The organism is Nocardia terpenica (assembly GCF_013186535.1).
GTDB lineage: Bacteria > Actinomycetota > Actinomycetes > Mycobacteriales > Mycobacteriaceae > Nocardia > Nocardia terpenica.
Genome location: NZ_JABMCZ010000002.1, coordinates 175,286 through 191,175, shown reverse-complemented (window position 1 = coordinate 191,175; position 15,890 = coordinate 175,286). Strand labels below are relative to the sequence as shown.

13 protein-coding genes are annotated in these 15,890 nt (G+C 70.4%); 12 read left to right on the top strand and 1 reads right to left on the bottom strand.

The features are described from left to right. The first annotated feature begins 17 nt into the window (after positions 1–17). From HPY32_RS12245 to HPY32_RS12235, 3 genes are read left to right on the top strand one after another with little or no spacing between them, the layout of a single operon-like run. Positions 18–989 (top strand): ATP-binding cassette domain-containing protein, encoded by a 972-nt coding sequence (locus HPY32_RS12245; RefSeq protein ID WP_373686629.1) that lies wholly within the window; start codon positions 18–20, stop codon positions 987–989. Continuing rightward, entirely contained in the window at positions 986–1,771 is a 786-nt protein-coding gene (locus HPY32_RS12240) for an ABC transporter permease (protein ID WP_067581319.1), read from the top strand. The genes HPY32_RS12245 and HPY32_RS12240 overlap by 4 nt, the downstream gene beginning before the upstream one ends. After that, positions 1,768–2,532, top strand: coding sequence for an ABC transporter permease (locus HPY32_RS12235; protein WP_171982842.1), 765 nt, complete (start codon positions 1,768–1,770; stop codon positions 2,530–2,532). The genes HPY32_RS12240 and HPY32_RS12235 overlap by 4 nt, the downstream gene beginning before the upstream one ends. Before the next feature lie 263 nt (positions 2,533–2,795). Here HPY32_RS12235 and HPY32_RS12230 read toward each other — a convergent pair whose 3' ends face one another. Beyond that, positions 2,796–3,782: an ABC transporter substrate-binding protein gene (locus HPY32_RS12230; protein ID WP_067581323.1), complete on the bottom strand. Its 987-nt coding sequence runs from the start codon at positions 3,780–3,782 to the stop codon at positions 2,796–2,798. Between the two features lie 229 nt (positions 3,783–4,011). Between HPY32_RS12230 and HPY32_RS12225 the strand changes: the two genes are divergently transcribed. The 9 genes from HPY32_RS12225 to HPY32_RS12185 all read left to right on the top strand — a co-directional run bounded on the left by HPY32_RS12225 (position 4,012) and on the right by HPY32_RS12185 (position 15,879). Then, complete coding sequence (locus HPY32_RS12225; RefSeq protein WP_067581325.1) at positions 4,012–6,132, top strand: amylo-alpha-1,6-glucosidase; 2,121 nt, start codon at positions 4,012–4,014, stop codon at positions 6,130–6,132. Between the two features lie 373 nt (positions 6,133–6,505). Next, positions 6,506–7,582, top strand: a complete 1,077-nt coding sequence (locus HPY32_RS12220) for a ParB/RepB/Spo0J family partition protein (RefSeq protein ID WP_082870854.1) — start codon at positions 6,506–6,508, stop codon at positions 7,580–7,582. A 175-nt stretch (positions 7,583–7,757) separates the two neighbouring features. Next, positions 7,758–8,429, top strand: a complete 672-nt coding sequence (locus HPY32_RS12215) for a flavoprotein (RefSeq protein ID WP_507236492.1) — start codon at positions 7,758–7,760, stop codon at positions 8,427–8,429. An 8-nt stretch (positions 8,430–8,437) separates the two neighbouring features. Beyond that, complete coding sequence (locus HPY32_RS12210) at positions 8,438–11,041, top strand: class III lanthionine synthetase LanKC N-terminal domain-containing protein (RefSeq protein WP_067581329.1); 2,604 nt, start codon at positions 8,438–8,440, stop codon at positions 11,039–11,041. Beyond that, positions 11,038–11,829: an SDR family oxidoreductase gene (locus HPY32_RS12205; protein WP_171982841.1), complete on the top strand. Its 792-nt coding sequence runs from the start codon at positions 11,038–11,040 to the stop codon at positions 11,827–11,829. Before HPY32_RS12210 ends, HPY32_RS12205 begins: the two co-directional genes overlap by 4 nt. Continuing rightward, positions 11,826–13,079: an aldehyde dehydrogenase family protein gene (locus HPY32_RS12200; RefSeq protein ID WP_067581334.1), complete on the top strand. Its 1,254-nt coding sequence runs from the start codon at positions 11,826–11,828 to the stop codon at positions 13,077–13,079. Before HPY32_RS12205 ends, HPY32_RS12200 begins: the two co-directional genes overlap by 4 nt. Continuing rightward, positions 13,072–13,539: a hypothetical protein gene (locus HPY32_RS12195; RefSeq protein ID WP_067581336.1), complete on the top strand. Its 468-nt coding sequence runs from the start codon at positions 13,072–13,074 to the stop codon at positions 13,537–13,539. The genes HPY32_RS12200 and HPY32_RS12195 overlap by 8 nt, the downstream gene beginning before the upstream one ends. After that, the gene (locus HPY32_RS12190) at positions 13,532–14,881 is read left to right on the top strand and encodes an AMP-binding protein (RefSeq protein ID WP_067581337.1); all 1,350 of its coding nucleotides are present in this window, start codon (positions 13,532–13,534) and stop codon (positions 14,879–14,881) included. The genes HPY32_RS12195 and HPY32_RS12190 overlap by 8 nt, the downstream gene beginning before the upstream one ends. Next, positions 14,863–15,879: a beta-ketoacyl synthase N-terminal-like domain-containing protein gene (locus HPY32_RS12185; RefSeq protein ID WP_067581340.1), complete on the top strand. Its 1,017-nt coding sequence runs from the start codon at positions 14,863–14,865 to the stop codon at positions 15,877–15,879. Before HPY32_RS12190 ends, HPY32_RS12185 begins: the two co-directional genes overlap by 19 nt. Positions 15,880–15,890 lie beyond the last annotated feature (11 nt).

Here is a 15,890-nt window from a genome sequence, read left to right as displayed (position 1 = left end):
TCAGGACGGAGAACCCGGTGTCGAAAACACGCGCGGACACGGAGTCGGCCATCGTGGTCGAATCCGTGCGGAAGGCATTCGGCGACGTGCAGGCCCTGCGGGGCATCAGTTTCAGCGCCCCGGCGGGCAGCGTGCTCGGCGTGCTCGGGCCCAACGGCGCGGGCAAGACCACCATGGTCTCGGTGCTGTCGACGCTGATCCGGCCCGATGCGGGCCGGGCGCTGGTCGCGGGCCACGACGTGGTCCGCGAGGCCGCGCGGGTGCGGTCGTCGATCATGCTCACCGGCCAGTACGCCGCGCTCGACGAGGTGCTGACCGGGCGGGAGAACCTGGTGCTGTTCGGGCGTCTGATGGGGCTGCGCCCGAAGCAGGCGAAAGACCGTGCGGTGCAACTGCTCGAGCAGTTCGAGCTCACCGACGCCGCCGATCGCCGCGTCGGCCAGTACTCCGGCGGCATGCGGCGGCGCATCGACATCGCCTGCGGCCTGGTGCGATTGCCGAAGGTGGTATTTCTCGACGAGCCGACCACCGGGCTGGACCCCGCCAGCCGCCAGCGGCTGTGGTCGCTGGTGCGCGAGCTCAAGCAGCAGGGCGTGACGATCCTGCTCACCACGCAGTACCTCGAGGAGGCGGATGCGTTGAGCGACAACATCATTGTCGTCGACAAGGGCACCGTCATCGCCGAGGGCACCGCCGACCAGCTCAAGGCCCGCTCCGGCGCGAGCTACTGCGAGGTGGTGCCGGTCGACGCCGCCGAGGTGCCCGCGGTGGTGACGGCGCTGCGGGGGCTCGAGGGCGTGACGGTGGCGGAGTCGGCCGACCGGGTCGCGCTGCCCGCACCCGACGGCGCCGCGACGCTCGGTGAGGTGCTGCGCCGGGTGACCGACGCGGGCATCGACCTGATCGATATCGCGCTGCGGCGGCCCTCGCTCGACGAGGTCTTCCTCGAGCTGACCCGCCCGGCCGAGCCGGTGGAGGCGGGCGCATGACCGTCGACACCGCCACGGCCCCCGCGCAATTGCGGGTGCCGTCCGGATTGCAGTGGCGGGCGCTGAGCGGGCGTACCATCCGCGCCGCGCTGCGCGAGGGCGATCTGCCGTTCGGCTTCCTGGCCCCGATGATCTTCTTCCTGTGTTTCTATGTGCCGCTGCGGCATTCGATGGAGCTCGGCGGTGGAAAGTACGCCCAGTATCTGCTGCCGGTGATCGTGATCCAGGGCATGTTCTTCACCGCCATGTCCGCCGGGGACCGCGCGGCCCGAGACACGTTCACCGGCATGGGAACCCGGCTGCGGTCCATGCCGGTGCCGCCGTGGCTGCCGCTGGCCGCTCGCATGTCGGCGAATCTGGTGCGCGCGGTGGCGGCCGTCGCGGGGGCGCTGGTGATCGGGACCGCCTTCGGATTCCGGTTCCACGACGCCGGTTCGGCGCTGGCGTTCGCGGTGCTGGCGCTGGCGTTCGGGGTGGCCATCGTGATCGGCGCGGACGCGCTGGGCGTGGCGACCGGGAAGCCGGAGATCGGCGCCTCGGCGCTGCTGGCGCCGCAGCTGCTGCTGATCATGATGTCGACGGGTTTCGTTCCCGCGCAGGCGTTCCCGGGCTGGATCCAGCCGTTCGTGCGCAATCAGCCGGTCTCCCAGGCGGCGGCCGCGCTGCGCGACCTGGCGGAGGGGAAATTCACTGCGGCGCTGGGCGTCTCGATTGCCTGGATCGCCGCGATGGTCGTGGTGTTCACCGCGGTGTCGGTGCGGGTGGAAAGGCGGAGGGCGTGAGAAGTCTGGTGGACCAGAGCCTGGTCGAGGCCGGGCGGCTGATGCGGCGCTGGCCGCGCGAGCAGGAGGTGCTGACCTCCACCCTCATCCTGCCGGTCCTGCTGCTGCTGATGTACCAGCTGGTGCTGAGCAAGGTGCTGACCATGTCCTCCGGCACCGAGGCCATCTACGGTTTCGTGCCCATGATCGCGGTGACCGGCGCCATGTACGGCGCGATGGGCACCGGCCTGTCGCTGCACGCGGAGGTGGAAAGCGGTCTGCTGCGGCGCTTCTGGGTGCTGCCGGTGCATCGGGGCGCGGGCCTGATCGGCCGGCTGGTCGCCGAGTGCGGGCGCACCCTGGTCGCGACGGTGATCGTGGTGGCGCTGGGCGTGGCGCTCGGGCTGCGCTTCCACGCCGGATGGTGGGGCGCGCTGGGCCTGCTGGTGGTGCCCGTCATCCTGATCCCGGGCTTCGCCACCATGGTCATCACCGTCGGTGTCGGCAAGGCCGGAGCCAAGGTGGTGCAGCTGTTCGCCGCGGTAACCCTGCTCGGCATGTTCTTCAATTCCGGCTTCGTCCCCCTCCAGAACTACCCCGGCTGGCTCCAGCCCATAGTCCGCGCCCAGCCCATGAGCTGCGCCATCGAGGCCATGCGCAACTTCACCCTGGGCGGCCCCACCGCCCTCCCCCTCCTCCAAACCCTGGCCTGGTCCCTAGGCCTCGCCCTGGTCTTCGGCACCCTCGCAGTCCGCGGCTACCGCAAGGCAGCCGAGAGCTGATCCCGGCCAAAAGCACGCCGGGATCATGGGAGTGAGCCGCCGGGATCATGGGAGTGGGCTGCCGGGATCATGAGAATGGGCTGCCGGGATCACGAGGGTGGGCTGCCGGGATCACGAGGGTGGGCCGTCGGGATCACGAGGGTGGGCCGTCGGGATCACGAGAGTGGGCCGCCGGGACCACGAGAGTGAGCACGCCGGGGCCACAGGATTGGTCCCGGCGTGCTCTATTTCTTGGCCCCGGCGTGCTTTTGGCCGGGGCCTGGCTACTTGGCGGCGTTTTCCAGGGCGGGGGTGATCTTGTTCAGGATGTAGGGGAGGGAGAGGGCGGTGGGCTGGTTGATGGCGCTGATTTCCTGGACGGGGAGGAAGGCTACTGCGTTGTTGTGGACTGCGGGGAGGTCGGTGTATCCCGGTAGCTGGCGGTACTTTTCGTCCATGCCGGGGGAGTAGCCGGCGATCAGGAGGTCGGCGTTGAGCTCGTTCACGCGCTCGGTGGATAGTTGGGCGCGGCCCTGGTTGGCGGGGAGGGCGGTGATGGTCGGGGGGATGGTGAGGCCGAGGCGGCCGAAGACCTGGGACGAGCCGTCGTTCGGGTCGGTCAGGACCATCAGCTGGGAGGGGGCCGCGAGCCAGGTGGAGACGAAGGTCTTTCCCTTCAGGCCGGGGTTTTTCGCTACCAGGCCGTCCAGCCGGGCGTTCACGTCACCGATCACCTTGTCGGCGATCTCGCTGCGGTGCAACACTTTTCCCAGCGTCCGCACCTGATCCGGCCACGGCGTGATGGTGGCGCCGCCCAGCGCCGGAATGGTCGGCGCGATCTTGGATAGGGTGTCGTAGGTCTTCTGGTCGCCGAAGGACCCGTCCACCAGGATGAGATCCGGATTCAGCGCCGCGACCTGCTCGTCGATCTTGCCCGTGGTCTGTAGTTTGCGGGCGGAGTCCAGCGATGTCGGCAACCACGGCGACGGCTCCCGGGACATGGCGGCGATATTGTCGATGTACCCGACCGGCGTCATGCCCAGGGCGACGGTCGTATCCAGCCACTGGCTGCCCAGCGCGACAATGCGCTTCGGCGTGCCGTGGACGGTGGTCGATCCGCGTGCATGGTCGATCACGACGGCGGCGCCATCGGACGCCCCGGAATCGTCCGCCGCCGAACCGCATCCGCTCAGGGCCACCGCGAGCGCACCCGCGAGAGCGACCACCGCCGCGCGCGCCCATCGATAGCGAGGTCTCCGGGCAGATTTCATCGTGGCACTCTCCTTCACCAGGCCGACGGACGCGAACGTCCGGCAAATATAGGTCAGCCTAGCCTAACTCTGAAGCCGCGCTCCGATACCGCGGGTGCCGACGATCGCCCCTATCGGACGAAGTGGAACGGTTACGCTTTGTTCGCGAGCCCCACGCGGTAGCCAGACGAGAACTGTGTTGTCCGAAGCCACCTGTCAGCTGTTCCGGCGCAATGGGAGGAGCCCGCTCATGACCACACCCGCCGCGTTCAATGCCGGGGAGCCGTCGATCATCGGCGGGGGTGGGGGCTCGATCACCCTGGTGGACGGCAGCACCTTCTGCCTGTCCGACAGCGTCGGCGATATCGAGCAGAGCACCTCGCACGGCCTGTTCTACCGCGACGCCCGGGTGGTGTCCCGGTGGGAGCTGCGCATCGACGGGCACCGCCCCGAACCGCTGTCGGTGCTCAGCCCGGAGGCGTTCACCGCGCGCTTCATCCTGCGCCGCCCCCCGCGCGCCGGGGCGGCCGACAGCACGCTGCTGGTGATGCGGGAGCGACTGGTCGCCGGTGGCCTGCGCGAGACCATCACGCTGGAGAACCTGGGCCGCGAACCCACGGCGGTCGCGCTGGACCTGCGCGCCGACGCCGACTTCGTCGACCTGTTCGCGGTCAAGGAGGGCCGCGCCGGGCACGGCCGCTCGGAGATCCTGGTCACCGATAACGAACTGCTGCTCAACGACCGCTCCGATAGTGCTCGCGGCCTGGCGATCTCGTCCTCGGAGCCACCCGTGGTGCTGCCCGGCTCGCTGTCGTGGCGGATCGTCGTCCCGGCCGGCGGCCGCTGGCAGACCGAGATCCTGGCGCAGCCGACCCTGGCGAATCAGCGCGTGCACGCGCCGCTGCGGCCCGGCGAGCGGTACGAGAGCAGCGAGCCCGGCCGCAAGATCGAGGCGTGGCGCGATACCGCCACCAAGCTGACCGCGGGCGATCCGGTGCTCACCGCCGTGCTGCAGCGGACCGAAAGCGACCTGGGCGCATTGCAGATCCACAACGACAGCCACGACGGCCGCACCTTCGTCGCCGCGGGCGCGCCCTGGTTCATGACCCTGTTCGGCCGCGACAGCCTGCTCACCGCGTGGATGGCGCTGCCGCTGGATGTGAGCCTGGCGCTGGGCACCATGCAGCAGCTGGCCGAGATGCAGGGCCAGCGCGTGGATCCGCTCACCGAGGAGGAACCGGGCCGGATCATGCACGAGATCCGCCGCGGCCCCGCGAGCGGCCAGGTGCTGGGCGGCGAGACCTACTACGGAACCGTCGATGCCACACCGCTTTTCGTGATGCTGCTGGCCGAGACGCGGCGCTGGGGCGCCCCGCGCGACGCGGTGGCGGCGCTGCTGCCCGCCGCCGACGCCGCGCTGGACTGGATGTCGCACTTCGGCGATCGCGACGGCGACGGCTTCGTGGAGTACCAGCGCGCCACCGACCGCGGCCTGATCAATCAGGGCTGGAAGGACAGTTTCGACGGCATCAACGACGTCGCCGGGCGTCTGGCCGAGGCGCCGATCGCGCTGTGCGAGGTGCAGGGCTACGTGTACGCGGCGCTGCGGGCGCGCGCGGAACTGGCCGAGGAATTCGGCCACGCGGAGCTCGCGACCCGATTCCTCGACCGGGCCGCCAAGCTACAGGCCGCATTCGCCGAGACCTTCTGGATCCCCGAAAGAGGCTGGTACGCCGTGGCTTTGGACGGACGCAAGCGCCGCGTCGACGCGCTCACCAGCAATGTGGGGCACTGCCTGTGGTCGGGCATCGCCACCGACGAGCATGCCGCGCAGCTGGTGCGGCGGCTGTCGACGCCGGAGATGGACTGCGGATTCGGTGTGCGCACACTGGCTTCCAACATGGGCGCGTTCAATCCCATGAGCTACCACAATGGTTCGGTGTGGCCGCACGACACCGCCATCACGGTGGCCGGGCTGCTGCGCTACCGCCACATCCCGGGCGCGATCGAACTCGCCACCCGGCTCGCGGACGGGCTGCTGGACGCCGCGGCGGCATTCGGCGGCCGACTGCCGGAGTTGTTCTGCGGCTTCGACCGCACGCGGTTCCCCGCGCCGGTCCCGTATCCGACCTCCTGCTCCCCGCAGGCGTGGGCGAGCGCGGCGCCGCTGCTGCTGGTCCGCTCCTTCCTGGGCCTGGACCCGGACGTGCCGCGCCGCACCCTCACGGTGCTGCCGCATCTTCCGCAGCGCTGGGGGCGGGTCGAGCTCACCGAGCTGCGCCTGGGCGGCAGCGCGATCGACCTGTCGGTCGACGGCGAGCGGGTGACCGCGTCGAATCTGCCGGAGGATTGGCAACTCCTCACGCATTGAACCCGCGAATTCCGCCGCAATACCGTGCCCGATGTGGTATTGGTTGTCGCCCCCGATATCGATGCGTTCCGGCCCGAATACCGAATCGGAGGCCGCAAAAATAGGGGCTTGCGGCCCTGGTAGGGCCGATTTTCGCCGGTGAGAGGAGTCGAAGCGACTACTCGGTTTGAAATGCGTCGATGCCGCTCGAAGCCGTCTTGACTTGTTTCGGGGCGACTGGTTTACTTCCGGCTAGAATTATCGGCAACAGGGGGTTTGCAGGGATAGATTTTCGGGTTCATTCTCCGCTCTCGGCCCGTCTACCCGTGCCCCATCCGGTTGCGTTCGGCCGAGGCATGTCGACGTGCTTTGAGAACCACCTGGAGTAAGGCTTATGGCCGATGGTAATTGTGTAGACCCGTCCTGTCCGAACGAGGCCGATATCCACCATTGGCTGTCGCGCGCCGCAACGATCCCCGTCGAGCAGGTTCCGGTGGAATCGATAGCGCCGGGCTATTCACCGCGGTCGGACGCCGGTACGAATGCCGACCATATTCGCGTCCTGACCGAGGCGGAAGTACCGCTGCCCGCCATCATCGTGCACCGCCCCTCGATGCGGGTAATAGACGGCGCGCACCGATTGCAGGCCGCCCGCGCGACGGGGAAGCCCACCATCGCGGTCAAATTCTTCGACGGTACCGAGGCGGACGCCTTCGCGCTCGCGGTGCAGGCGAACGTCGCGCACGGTCTCCCGCTGTCGCTGGCCGAGCGCAAGGCCGCGGCCCGGCGGTTGATCGCCTCGCACCCCGGCTGGTCGGATCGGCTGATCGCGGGCACCACCGGGCTCTCGCACAAGACGGTCGGCGCGCTGCGGCGTTCAGATGGGGAAGTTCCCCACTTGAACGGCCGGATGGGCCGGGACGGCCGGTTGCGTCCGGTCGAGATCGCCGAGGCGCGGCGCACCGCCGAGGAGTTCATCGAGCGCAATCCGCAGGCGTCCCTTCGGGAGATCTCGAAGCGGGCGGGAATCTCGCTGGGCACCGCGAAAGCCGTCCGGGACCGGATGGCGCGCCCGCTGGACAAGGCCGTCCGGCGCGGGACGGCGGGGCGGTCCGCGGTGCCCGCGGAGAAGGTCTCGGTGCTCGCCCCGCCCGCGGATCGCGCGGCCGTCGCGGTCACCTCGCTCCCGGAGGAGATCGTCCGGCGCACCGCGGGCGCCTCGATCCAGCAGATCATCCTGCGCAGCCTGCGCAACGATCCGGCGCTGCGCCTGAAGGACAACGGCCGGGCGCTGCTGCGCCGGTTGGCCATCTCGGTCATGAACATCAACGAATGGGACGAGCTGACCGTCGACGTTCCGGTGCACTGCCGGGGTTCGCTGGCGCAATTGGCGCGCGCGAATGCCAGATCCTGGCAGGAGTTGGCGCACAAGCTGGAGAACCCGGCGATTCCTGATCGCCGCGACGCATAAACAAAATTCCGGACACTCGATATTGCCGCTCCGGAACGGGTGCTGTTAGAAATGTGACCGGAGCGGATTCCCGCTCCACAAAGAGAGATCGAATTCAAGGAGATCGAAATGATCGACGTCACCAACATTGCGGAGCTGCACGAACTCGACAGCACCTCGGCCTCCGCCGAGCTGGTTGCTTCGATTTCGTCCAACGGCTGCTAATTCGTTCGGCACAAGCCGTGACACGCGGTGCTCATGCGCCCGGGCGCATGAGCACCGTCCCGGTTTTTCCAGAAGAGAGGAAGTTCGGCAGATGAGGATTCTCCTGTTCGCCACGGGGGCGCTGAACACATGCTTTCTCCCCGTCTGGATCAATTGGATGACGGCGAATCGCGCGGGCGATTCGATCGATATCGTGCTCTCCGAGCACGCCACCGAATTCGTCGCCGTCCGCAGCGTGGCCGCGCTGACCGGGGAACCGGTGGCGATCGACCGCTGGGACGATCCGGTGCTGCTGGGCCGCTCCCCGTCCCCGCACACCTGGCTGGCCGGTCACGACGCGATCCTGATCTGCCCGGCGACGCTGAACACGCTGTCGCGAATCGCCGCGATCGACGCCTCGACCCCGATGCTGAACGCGGTGCAGTGCACCGCCGCGCCGGTCTTCCTGGCCCCCAACCTGCCGCCGGGCGCGGACCGCAATCCCGCCGTCCGCGCGCTGCTGGACGAGCTGCGCACCCGCGCGACCGTCGTCGAGCCGGTGTCCCGGCCGAGCGTGAGCGTCCCGGACAACGCCCTGGTGACGCCGCCGATCTGGGATGTCTTCGCCGTCGTCGACGCCGAGTCGGCCGCGAGAGCGGCCTAGGCGCCATCATGAGGTTCTACCTGGAAACCCTCGCCGACCCCGAGCATTTCGCGCCGCTGGAACGCTGGCGCCTGGACGCCGCGAAGAATCCGCACCTGGCCGCGATACCGCACGGACCGATCGACTGCGGCGACCTCCCGCCGCGATGGCATGCCGCATCGCGCGGCCCGTGGACCGTCGTCGCACCCGTCGGCCACGAATTCGCCCCGCAGGGCTGGAAGGCGCATCTGGCGCCGGAGCTGTCCGACGTGCCCGAGGTCGTGACCCGGACCGCCCGTTGGTGTTTCGAGCGCGGGCTGGCGTTCAAATACCTCGCCCGCCACGAATACGCCTGGGCCCTGAACGGAAAATACGCACCCCGCGAATCCTCCGGGAAGGTCGTCGTCGTATATCCGGACGCCGACACCGATCCCGGCGAATTCCTGCGCGCCCTGTACGAGGTGTTCGGCGGCTTCCGCGGCCCGCGCATCCTGGGCGACTACCGGCTGGGCGAGTCGATCGTGCACACCCGCTACGGCGCGTTCACGGCCCGCTACGGCCGCGACGCCGAGGGCGAACCGGTGCTCGCGCTCACCGACGCCTCCGGCCGCTCGATACCGGACCCGCGCGGGATGCGGCCGCACACACCGGGATTCGCCACCCGCCCCGCGGTGATCGATGAGCTGGCCGCCGCCCCCTCCGGCCCCGACCGCCCCGTCTACCGCGTGCTGAGCGCGCTGCACATGTCCAATACCGGCGGCGTCTACCGCGCCACGCACCTCGAGACCGGCGACGAGGTGGTCTTGAAGGAGGCGCGGCACGCCACCGGCCGCGACGCCGGGCTGCGCACCGCGACCGATCGGCTGCGCGCGCAACGCGACATCATGCGGCGGCTCGCGCCCACCGGCGCGGTGCCGGAGGTGCTGGACCATTTCACCCAGGGCGACAGCGATTTCCTGGCCTACCGCTTCGCCCCGGGGTCGACGCTGCAGGAGTGGGCGGCGGCGCACAATCCCGCCCTGATCCAGGGGCACCCGGACCGGCCGGTGAGTGTCGACGCCGCGCGGCGGTTCTCGGACTCGGTCACGCGCTACATCGGGCAGTTGTCGCGCGTGGTGGCCGCCGCCCACGGGGCCGGGGTAGTGCTGGTCGACCTGCATCCCGCCAATGTGATTGTGGGACCGGATGATTCGCTGCGGCTCATCGATCTGGAGGCCGCCACCGATATCGGCGACGCCTCCGCCACCTTCGTCGGCGCGCAGGGTTTCGGCCGCCCCGGGGTGAGCGGCCCGGCCGCCGACGAGTTCGGCATCGCCGCGGTCGAGCTCTACCTGTACGTGCCGATGCTGCCGATGACCTTCTACATTCCGGAGGGACTGGCCGCCCTGGTCGACTTCGCCGCGGACACCTTTCACCGGAATACGCGGTGGCGCAGTGGAATGCGGAAGCGGCTCGGGCTGTCCGAGACCGCGCCCGGCTCCGGCGTTCGCGTCGGCGGCCCGAATTCCCTTCGCGACGCGCTCGAACGCCATATCGATGTCCTGACCGAAAGCCTCGGCAGCCGTATCGATTTCGAGGACCGCTACCCGATTCCGTGCAGCCCCACCGGCTTCGGCGAATTCGCCCGCTTCGGCATCAGCCACGGCGCGGCCGGGGCGGTGTGGGCGCTGTCCCGGGTGGACCGGGTGCCCGAACGCGTGTCGACCGATTACCGGATCTGGCTGGAGAAGAATCTCGACCGGTTCGGCGCGCTCGGCAATGGCCTGCTCGACGGCTGGGCCGGAAATATCGTGGTGAGCGCCGAACTCGGGGACCACGACCTGGCCGCCCGCCTGCTGGACCGCCTGGTCGCGTCCGCCGATCTCGCCGCCTCGCCCACCGGCGTCCGCGGCGGCCTCGCCGGGCAGCTGCTGCTGGCGCTGTGGTGCCGCACCCACGCCAACCTGCCGGTCACCCCCGAGTGGCTCGCGGCCGCCGCCGACGAGGTGGAACGCCGGGTGCGCGACCTGCTCCGCCGCGACGACCCGCCGCCGACCGGCCTGCTGAACGGACTGTCGGGCGCGGCCTTGGCGCTGACCCGCGCGCACCGGGTGCTCGCCGACCGGCGCTACCTCGACACCGCCCGCGCCGCCCTGGACGCCGAGCTCGCCACCTATGTCGAGCACCGGGCCGAACAGCGCCTGCTCTTCCACTGGGACAGGCGGATTCGCATGCTCAGCTACCTGGATCGCGGCAATGCCGGGCTGCTCGTCGCCGCCGCCGAGATGGACGGCGCCTGGCATCCGGGCGAGGACACCCTGCGGGCGCTGCAGCGCGCGGCATGCAGCCGGGTCGGCGTGCAACCCGGCCTCTACATCGGGCTGGCCGGTGGCCTCGCCGCCAATGCCGTGCTGCGCAGGCGCACCGACTGGCTGGACGCCGACTACCTCGACCGGTGCAACGAGTGGATCGCCGCGAGCATCATGGCCTTCTCCGGCCGGGGCGCCAGCGGTTTCCACACTCCCGGCCAGCTGTCGGCCCGCGCCTCCGCCGATTTCGCCACCGGGAGCGCCGGTGTGCTTGCGGCGCTGGCCTTCTGGACCGGCCGCGGCACATCGTGGCTGCCGGGCATCTGCCGGGAGGTGCGGTCGTGACCGAACAGCAGCGGCCGACCGCGGTGGTCACCGGCGGTTCACGGGGCATCGGGGCGAGCATCTGCGCCCGCCTGACCGATGCCGGATACGCGGTGCACTTCTGCTATCGGCGCGCGGAGCGCCGCGCCGAGACCACCGTCGCGCGCCTGCGCCGCACCGGCGCGCACATCCGGTCGCATCGGGCCGACATCACCGATCCCGGCCGGGTGGCCGCGTTCGCCGCCGCGGTCCGCGAATCCGGCCGCGGCGTGGACGTTCTCGTCCTCAATGCCTCCGGTGGGATGGAACGCGAGGCGCCGCCCGGGTACGCCGACCGGATCAACGGTGACGCGCAGGTCGCCGTCCTCGACGCCTTCGGCGCGCTGCTGCGCCCCGGCGCGTCGATCGTCTACCTGACCAGCGTGCAGTCGCACCGCTTCGGCACCATCGACGAATTCGACAGCTACCACGCCATCGCGGCGAGCAAACACCGCGGCGAACGCCTGGTGGGCCGGTGGTGCCTGGCCCGGACGCCGCCGGTGGCGTGGACCACCGTCGTCAGCGACATGGTCGACGGCACCCCCGCCGCCCTGCTCATGGACCTGCGGGAGCCGGACGCCTCCGACGATCGGCGGCGCGCGGCCGCCCGCAACGCCGCGCCGCTGCCCACCGTGGAAGCGGTTGCCGCACAGGTTGTCTCGGCGGTCACCCCGGCGCGGTCGCCCGGCGCGTATGTCGATTTCGTCGCCGGTGGCGCGATCGGCGCGGCCGTGGTCCGCCAACCCCATCCGCTCGGGAGCACGCAATGAAGAATCTGTCCGAACCTGCCCTCTCGGATCGGGGCAGCCCGGCCGACTATCACCGGATCGTCGAAACCGGCTGCCGCGCCGCCGCATTGATCGAATGCCGCCGCGACCGCATCCGCGACGCCATGGCCGAGATCGCCACCGCCGACAGCATCGAGACCGAGATCGAGGACTCCATCCGCCTGCTGCGCACCGCGGGCGTCGAGTACGCGGCCTACCGCCACAGCGATCCGGACACCCAGCTGCGAGTGTTCCTGCCCGCCAACAATGTTCTCTACAGCACGGCGCTGTTCATCCTGCTGCCCTCGCTGTATTTGGACAATGTGCTGGCCCGCCCCGCCTCCCGGGTCGGGCAGGTGTACGGCGAACTGGCGCGGATACTGTCCGACGGCCCGATCGATGTCGCCGGGCGGCTGCGCACCTACTCGCAGCAGTCGTTCATCGATGTCTCGCAGGGCAGCGTCGTGGTTTTCAACGGCAAACCCGGCAATGGCCGCCGGGTACACGAGGACTGCGGCAGCCGGTTGTTCCTCGGCTTCGGCACCGGCATCAACCCGATCGTCGTCGGCCGCGACCTGTCCGCGCCCGAACTGGGCGTCGCCATCGACGCGACCATCGACGCGCGGCTGTACAACAACGGCCAGGACTGCCTGTGCCCCGACGTGATCTTCGTCGATGCCGCGGTGTCCAAGGAATTCGTGACCGAGCTGACCCGCCGCCTGGAACGCATCCCGGTCCGATCCAGCGGGGCGCTGCCGGGCCCGGTGAGTTCGCCCTTGGCGGACAAGGGAACCTACGATCGCGCCGTCGCCGAGATCGCGGCGCTGGACTCGGCGGTGGTGTGGGCGGGCGACACCAGCGCGCACCCGCGGCACTGTCCGACGGTGGTCGCCGTGCGGCGTTCGGACGAGATCGCGCCCACCGCACCGGAACTGTTCGGCCCGATCTTCAATGTCGTTGTGTACGAACGATTCGATGAGGTGGTGGCCTTCCTGACCGACGCCGCCACCGCGGAGCTCGGCATGTATGTGAGCGCGTTCGGCGAGGCCGAGCTGATCGGCGTCGACCGGGTGGGCAATGCCCGGAACACGGGCAACAGCACGGCCTTCCGGTTCGAGAACGGGCACGAACCCTTCGGCGGCTACGGCACCGACGGCACGCTCGTGGCCGGGACCGGCATCGCGCCGACCGGTCGCCCGCTGCTGCTGTCGGCGGAGCTGGCCCGCCTGGCGAACGGAGACACGGATGCGTGACAGCGAGACGCCCCCGGTGCTGGAGCAGATCCATTGCGAGACCGTCGATTCGCTCGACTTCCTGCGCTGGAACACCCAGATCGGCCGGGTGCTGAGCCGGTATCTGCAGGCGCTGCCCGGACCCGAGACCGAACGCGACGGCGCCAATATCGTCTTCCGCTCGCCGGAGCTCATCGACTGGGCCGCGGCCACATACGTCGTCGCCGAACGCGAGGACCGGCCGACGCTACCCACCGAGGTGCTCAATGCCGACGGCTGCCGCGTCTTCGGCAACTGCACCAAGCGCGGCTGGCGCGGCGCGGCGCTGGCGGTGTGCTGCGACCGCGACGCCGCCCTCGACGTGCTCGCCGCGCTGGCGGTCGGCACCGGCCAGCCGCTGTGCGTGCTGCTGGAGGCCCGGCTGACCGCGGCCGACCGGCCGGGTGCGGAGATCACGATCGGGAGCTTCCGCCATGCGTGAGGCCCGGCTACCCATCCTGAACGGCGTCCGGCTGGCCGGGTCGGAGGTGGAATCGCTGCGCCGCGAACTGGTTTCGGTGGCGAGGCCCGGGCGGCACGCGCTGCTCGCCCCCGCGGACCCGATCGCCTACGCCTACGCCTACCTGGCCGCGCGGGCGCTCGGCGTGCCGTTCGTACTCGGCACCCCGGCGCAGCAGGCGAGCGCCTTCGGCCCGGGTGCGACGGTCGCCGGTCTGACCGTGGTCCCCTGCCCGACCGCCGACCTGCCGGAACCGCCCGTGGTGCTCGCCACCACCTCCGGCACCAGCGGCAGCGGCCGCTATGTGACCTGGACCGAGCGTGCCCTCGACCATCAGGCCCGCGCCACCGCCGAGCGCCTGGCCGTCGGCGCGACGGGCCGCTACGCCATGGCCCTCGGCCTGGGCAGCTCCTACGGGTTCAGCGTGCTGAACCTGACATTCGGTCACGGCGCGGAATTCCGGACCTGCGATGCCACCGCGGTGGGGCAGCTCGTCGGCATGCTGAAGGCGCGCGCCTGCGACAGCCTCGACACCCTGCCGGGCGTGTGGCGGTACCTGGTGCAGGCCGTGCGGGTGGACGCCGAACTCGCGGATGCGGTGCGGGCGTTGACGGTTCGCGGCGTCGGCGGCGAGGTCGTCTCGCACGACCTGCTCGACGCCTGCCACGATCTCGGCGCGCCGCTGCACAACGGATACGGGCTGACCGAGGCCGGGCCGAACGTCGCGATCTCGATCGGGGCCTGCTACTCGCCGCGGCACGTCGGAACGCCGCTGGCGGACACCGAGGTTCGCGTCGTCGACGACGAAATCCAGGTCCGCAGCCCGAGTGTCGCCGCACACGTGTGGGATCCCGTCGCCCGCCGCATGATCGCCAACCCCGACCGCGCCGCGGACGGCTGGCTGCACACCAGGGACATGGGCGCGCTGGAACCGAACGGGCTGCTGTCGGTACACGGCCGACTGGACTCGATCCTGGTCAGCCAGGGCTGGAAACTGCATTCCAGCGTGCTCGAGCAGCGGGTGCGCGGCGCGGGCGGCAGCCCGCTGGAAGTGGCCGTGCTGCAGGTGGATCCGGAGCGCAACGGGCGACGGCGGCTGGTGCTGGTCGCGATCACCGACACCGACGGCCCGACGCTGGAGCGCGCCATCGTCGCGGACGCGAAAAGCTTTCCGCCGCAGTTCAAGGCGCGGGAAATCCTGTTGGTGCGATCCGCGGACGTCCCGCTGACGGCCGCGGGCAAACTGGACCGCCGCCGGTTGACGGCCAGGGTGGCGGCCCACCTGAACGGATCGGTGCAGATGCCATGCAGACAACTGTCGTAGATTATCTCGGGGCACATCGAGCGAGCGGGAGCGACGGCGCCTCGGCCTTCGAACCCGGCCCGCACATCGTCGGTCCCGAGATCGCCCACCGCCCGCGCGCCGAGGTGCTCGCGCACTGCGTGGACACCCTGCTGGCCCGCAATCCGGAGGTCGAGGACACCCGCCTGACCGTCGTGGAGGCCGCGCAGACCACCGGCGCGTACTACCCGGTCAACCTCGGCGAATACCTGCCTCCACCCAGCCTGACCTATGAGCGGCTGGCCGCAGGGGACCGGGTGCTCATCTCGCACGCCTGCGCCTCCTCCGGACTCGCGCTCGCCGTCGGCGCCGCGCTCATTCACCGCGGCCGATGCGATCACGTGCTGGTGCTCGGGGCCACCGACCCCGGCTTTATCGAGCGCGCCGCGTTCGCCAGCGCGGGCGCGCTCACCCCGCGCGACCACTGCCGCCCCTTCGACGCCGCCGCGGACGGGACGGCGCTGGGCTTCTTCGTGGGCGCGGTGCTGCTCGGGCCGGAGTCGGCGGCGCGCGCGGATCGCCCGGTGATCGGCGGCGTGGGCATCCAGACGCTCGGTCTCGGCGCCCAGTCCGACCTGGACAGCCAGCTGTGGTGCATGACTCACGCGGTCGAACAGGCCGGTGCCGCACCGCAATTCGTCTCCGCGCACGCCACCGGCACCAGCCACGGGGATCGGGTCGAGCTCGACGCGGTGGCCGCGCTCGGGCGGTCCCTCGGCGACGAGCTCTTCCTCTCGTCCTGCAAGGGCGAGCTGGGCCATTCGGTGCACTCGGCCGGATTGGCCTCGGCCATCGTCGCCTTCGAGACGCTGCGGCGCGGCCGGATCTTCGGGACGCGGCGATGCCACGACCCGATCACCGCCCCCGGCGCGCACGTCCTCGCACACGGGCAGACCGTCGACACCGCCGCTCCCACAGCGGGATTGGTCAATGCGTTCGGATTCGGCGGGACCTCCTGCTCGATTCTGGTTCGGAAATGAAGGGATAAGTG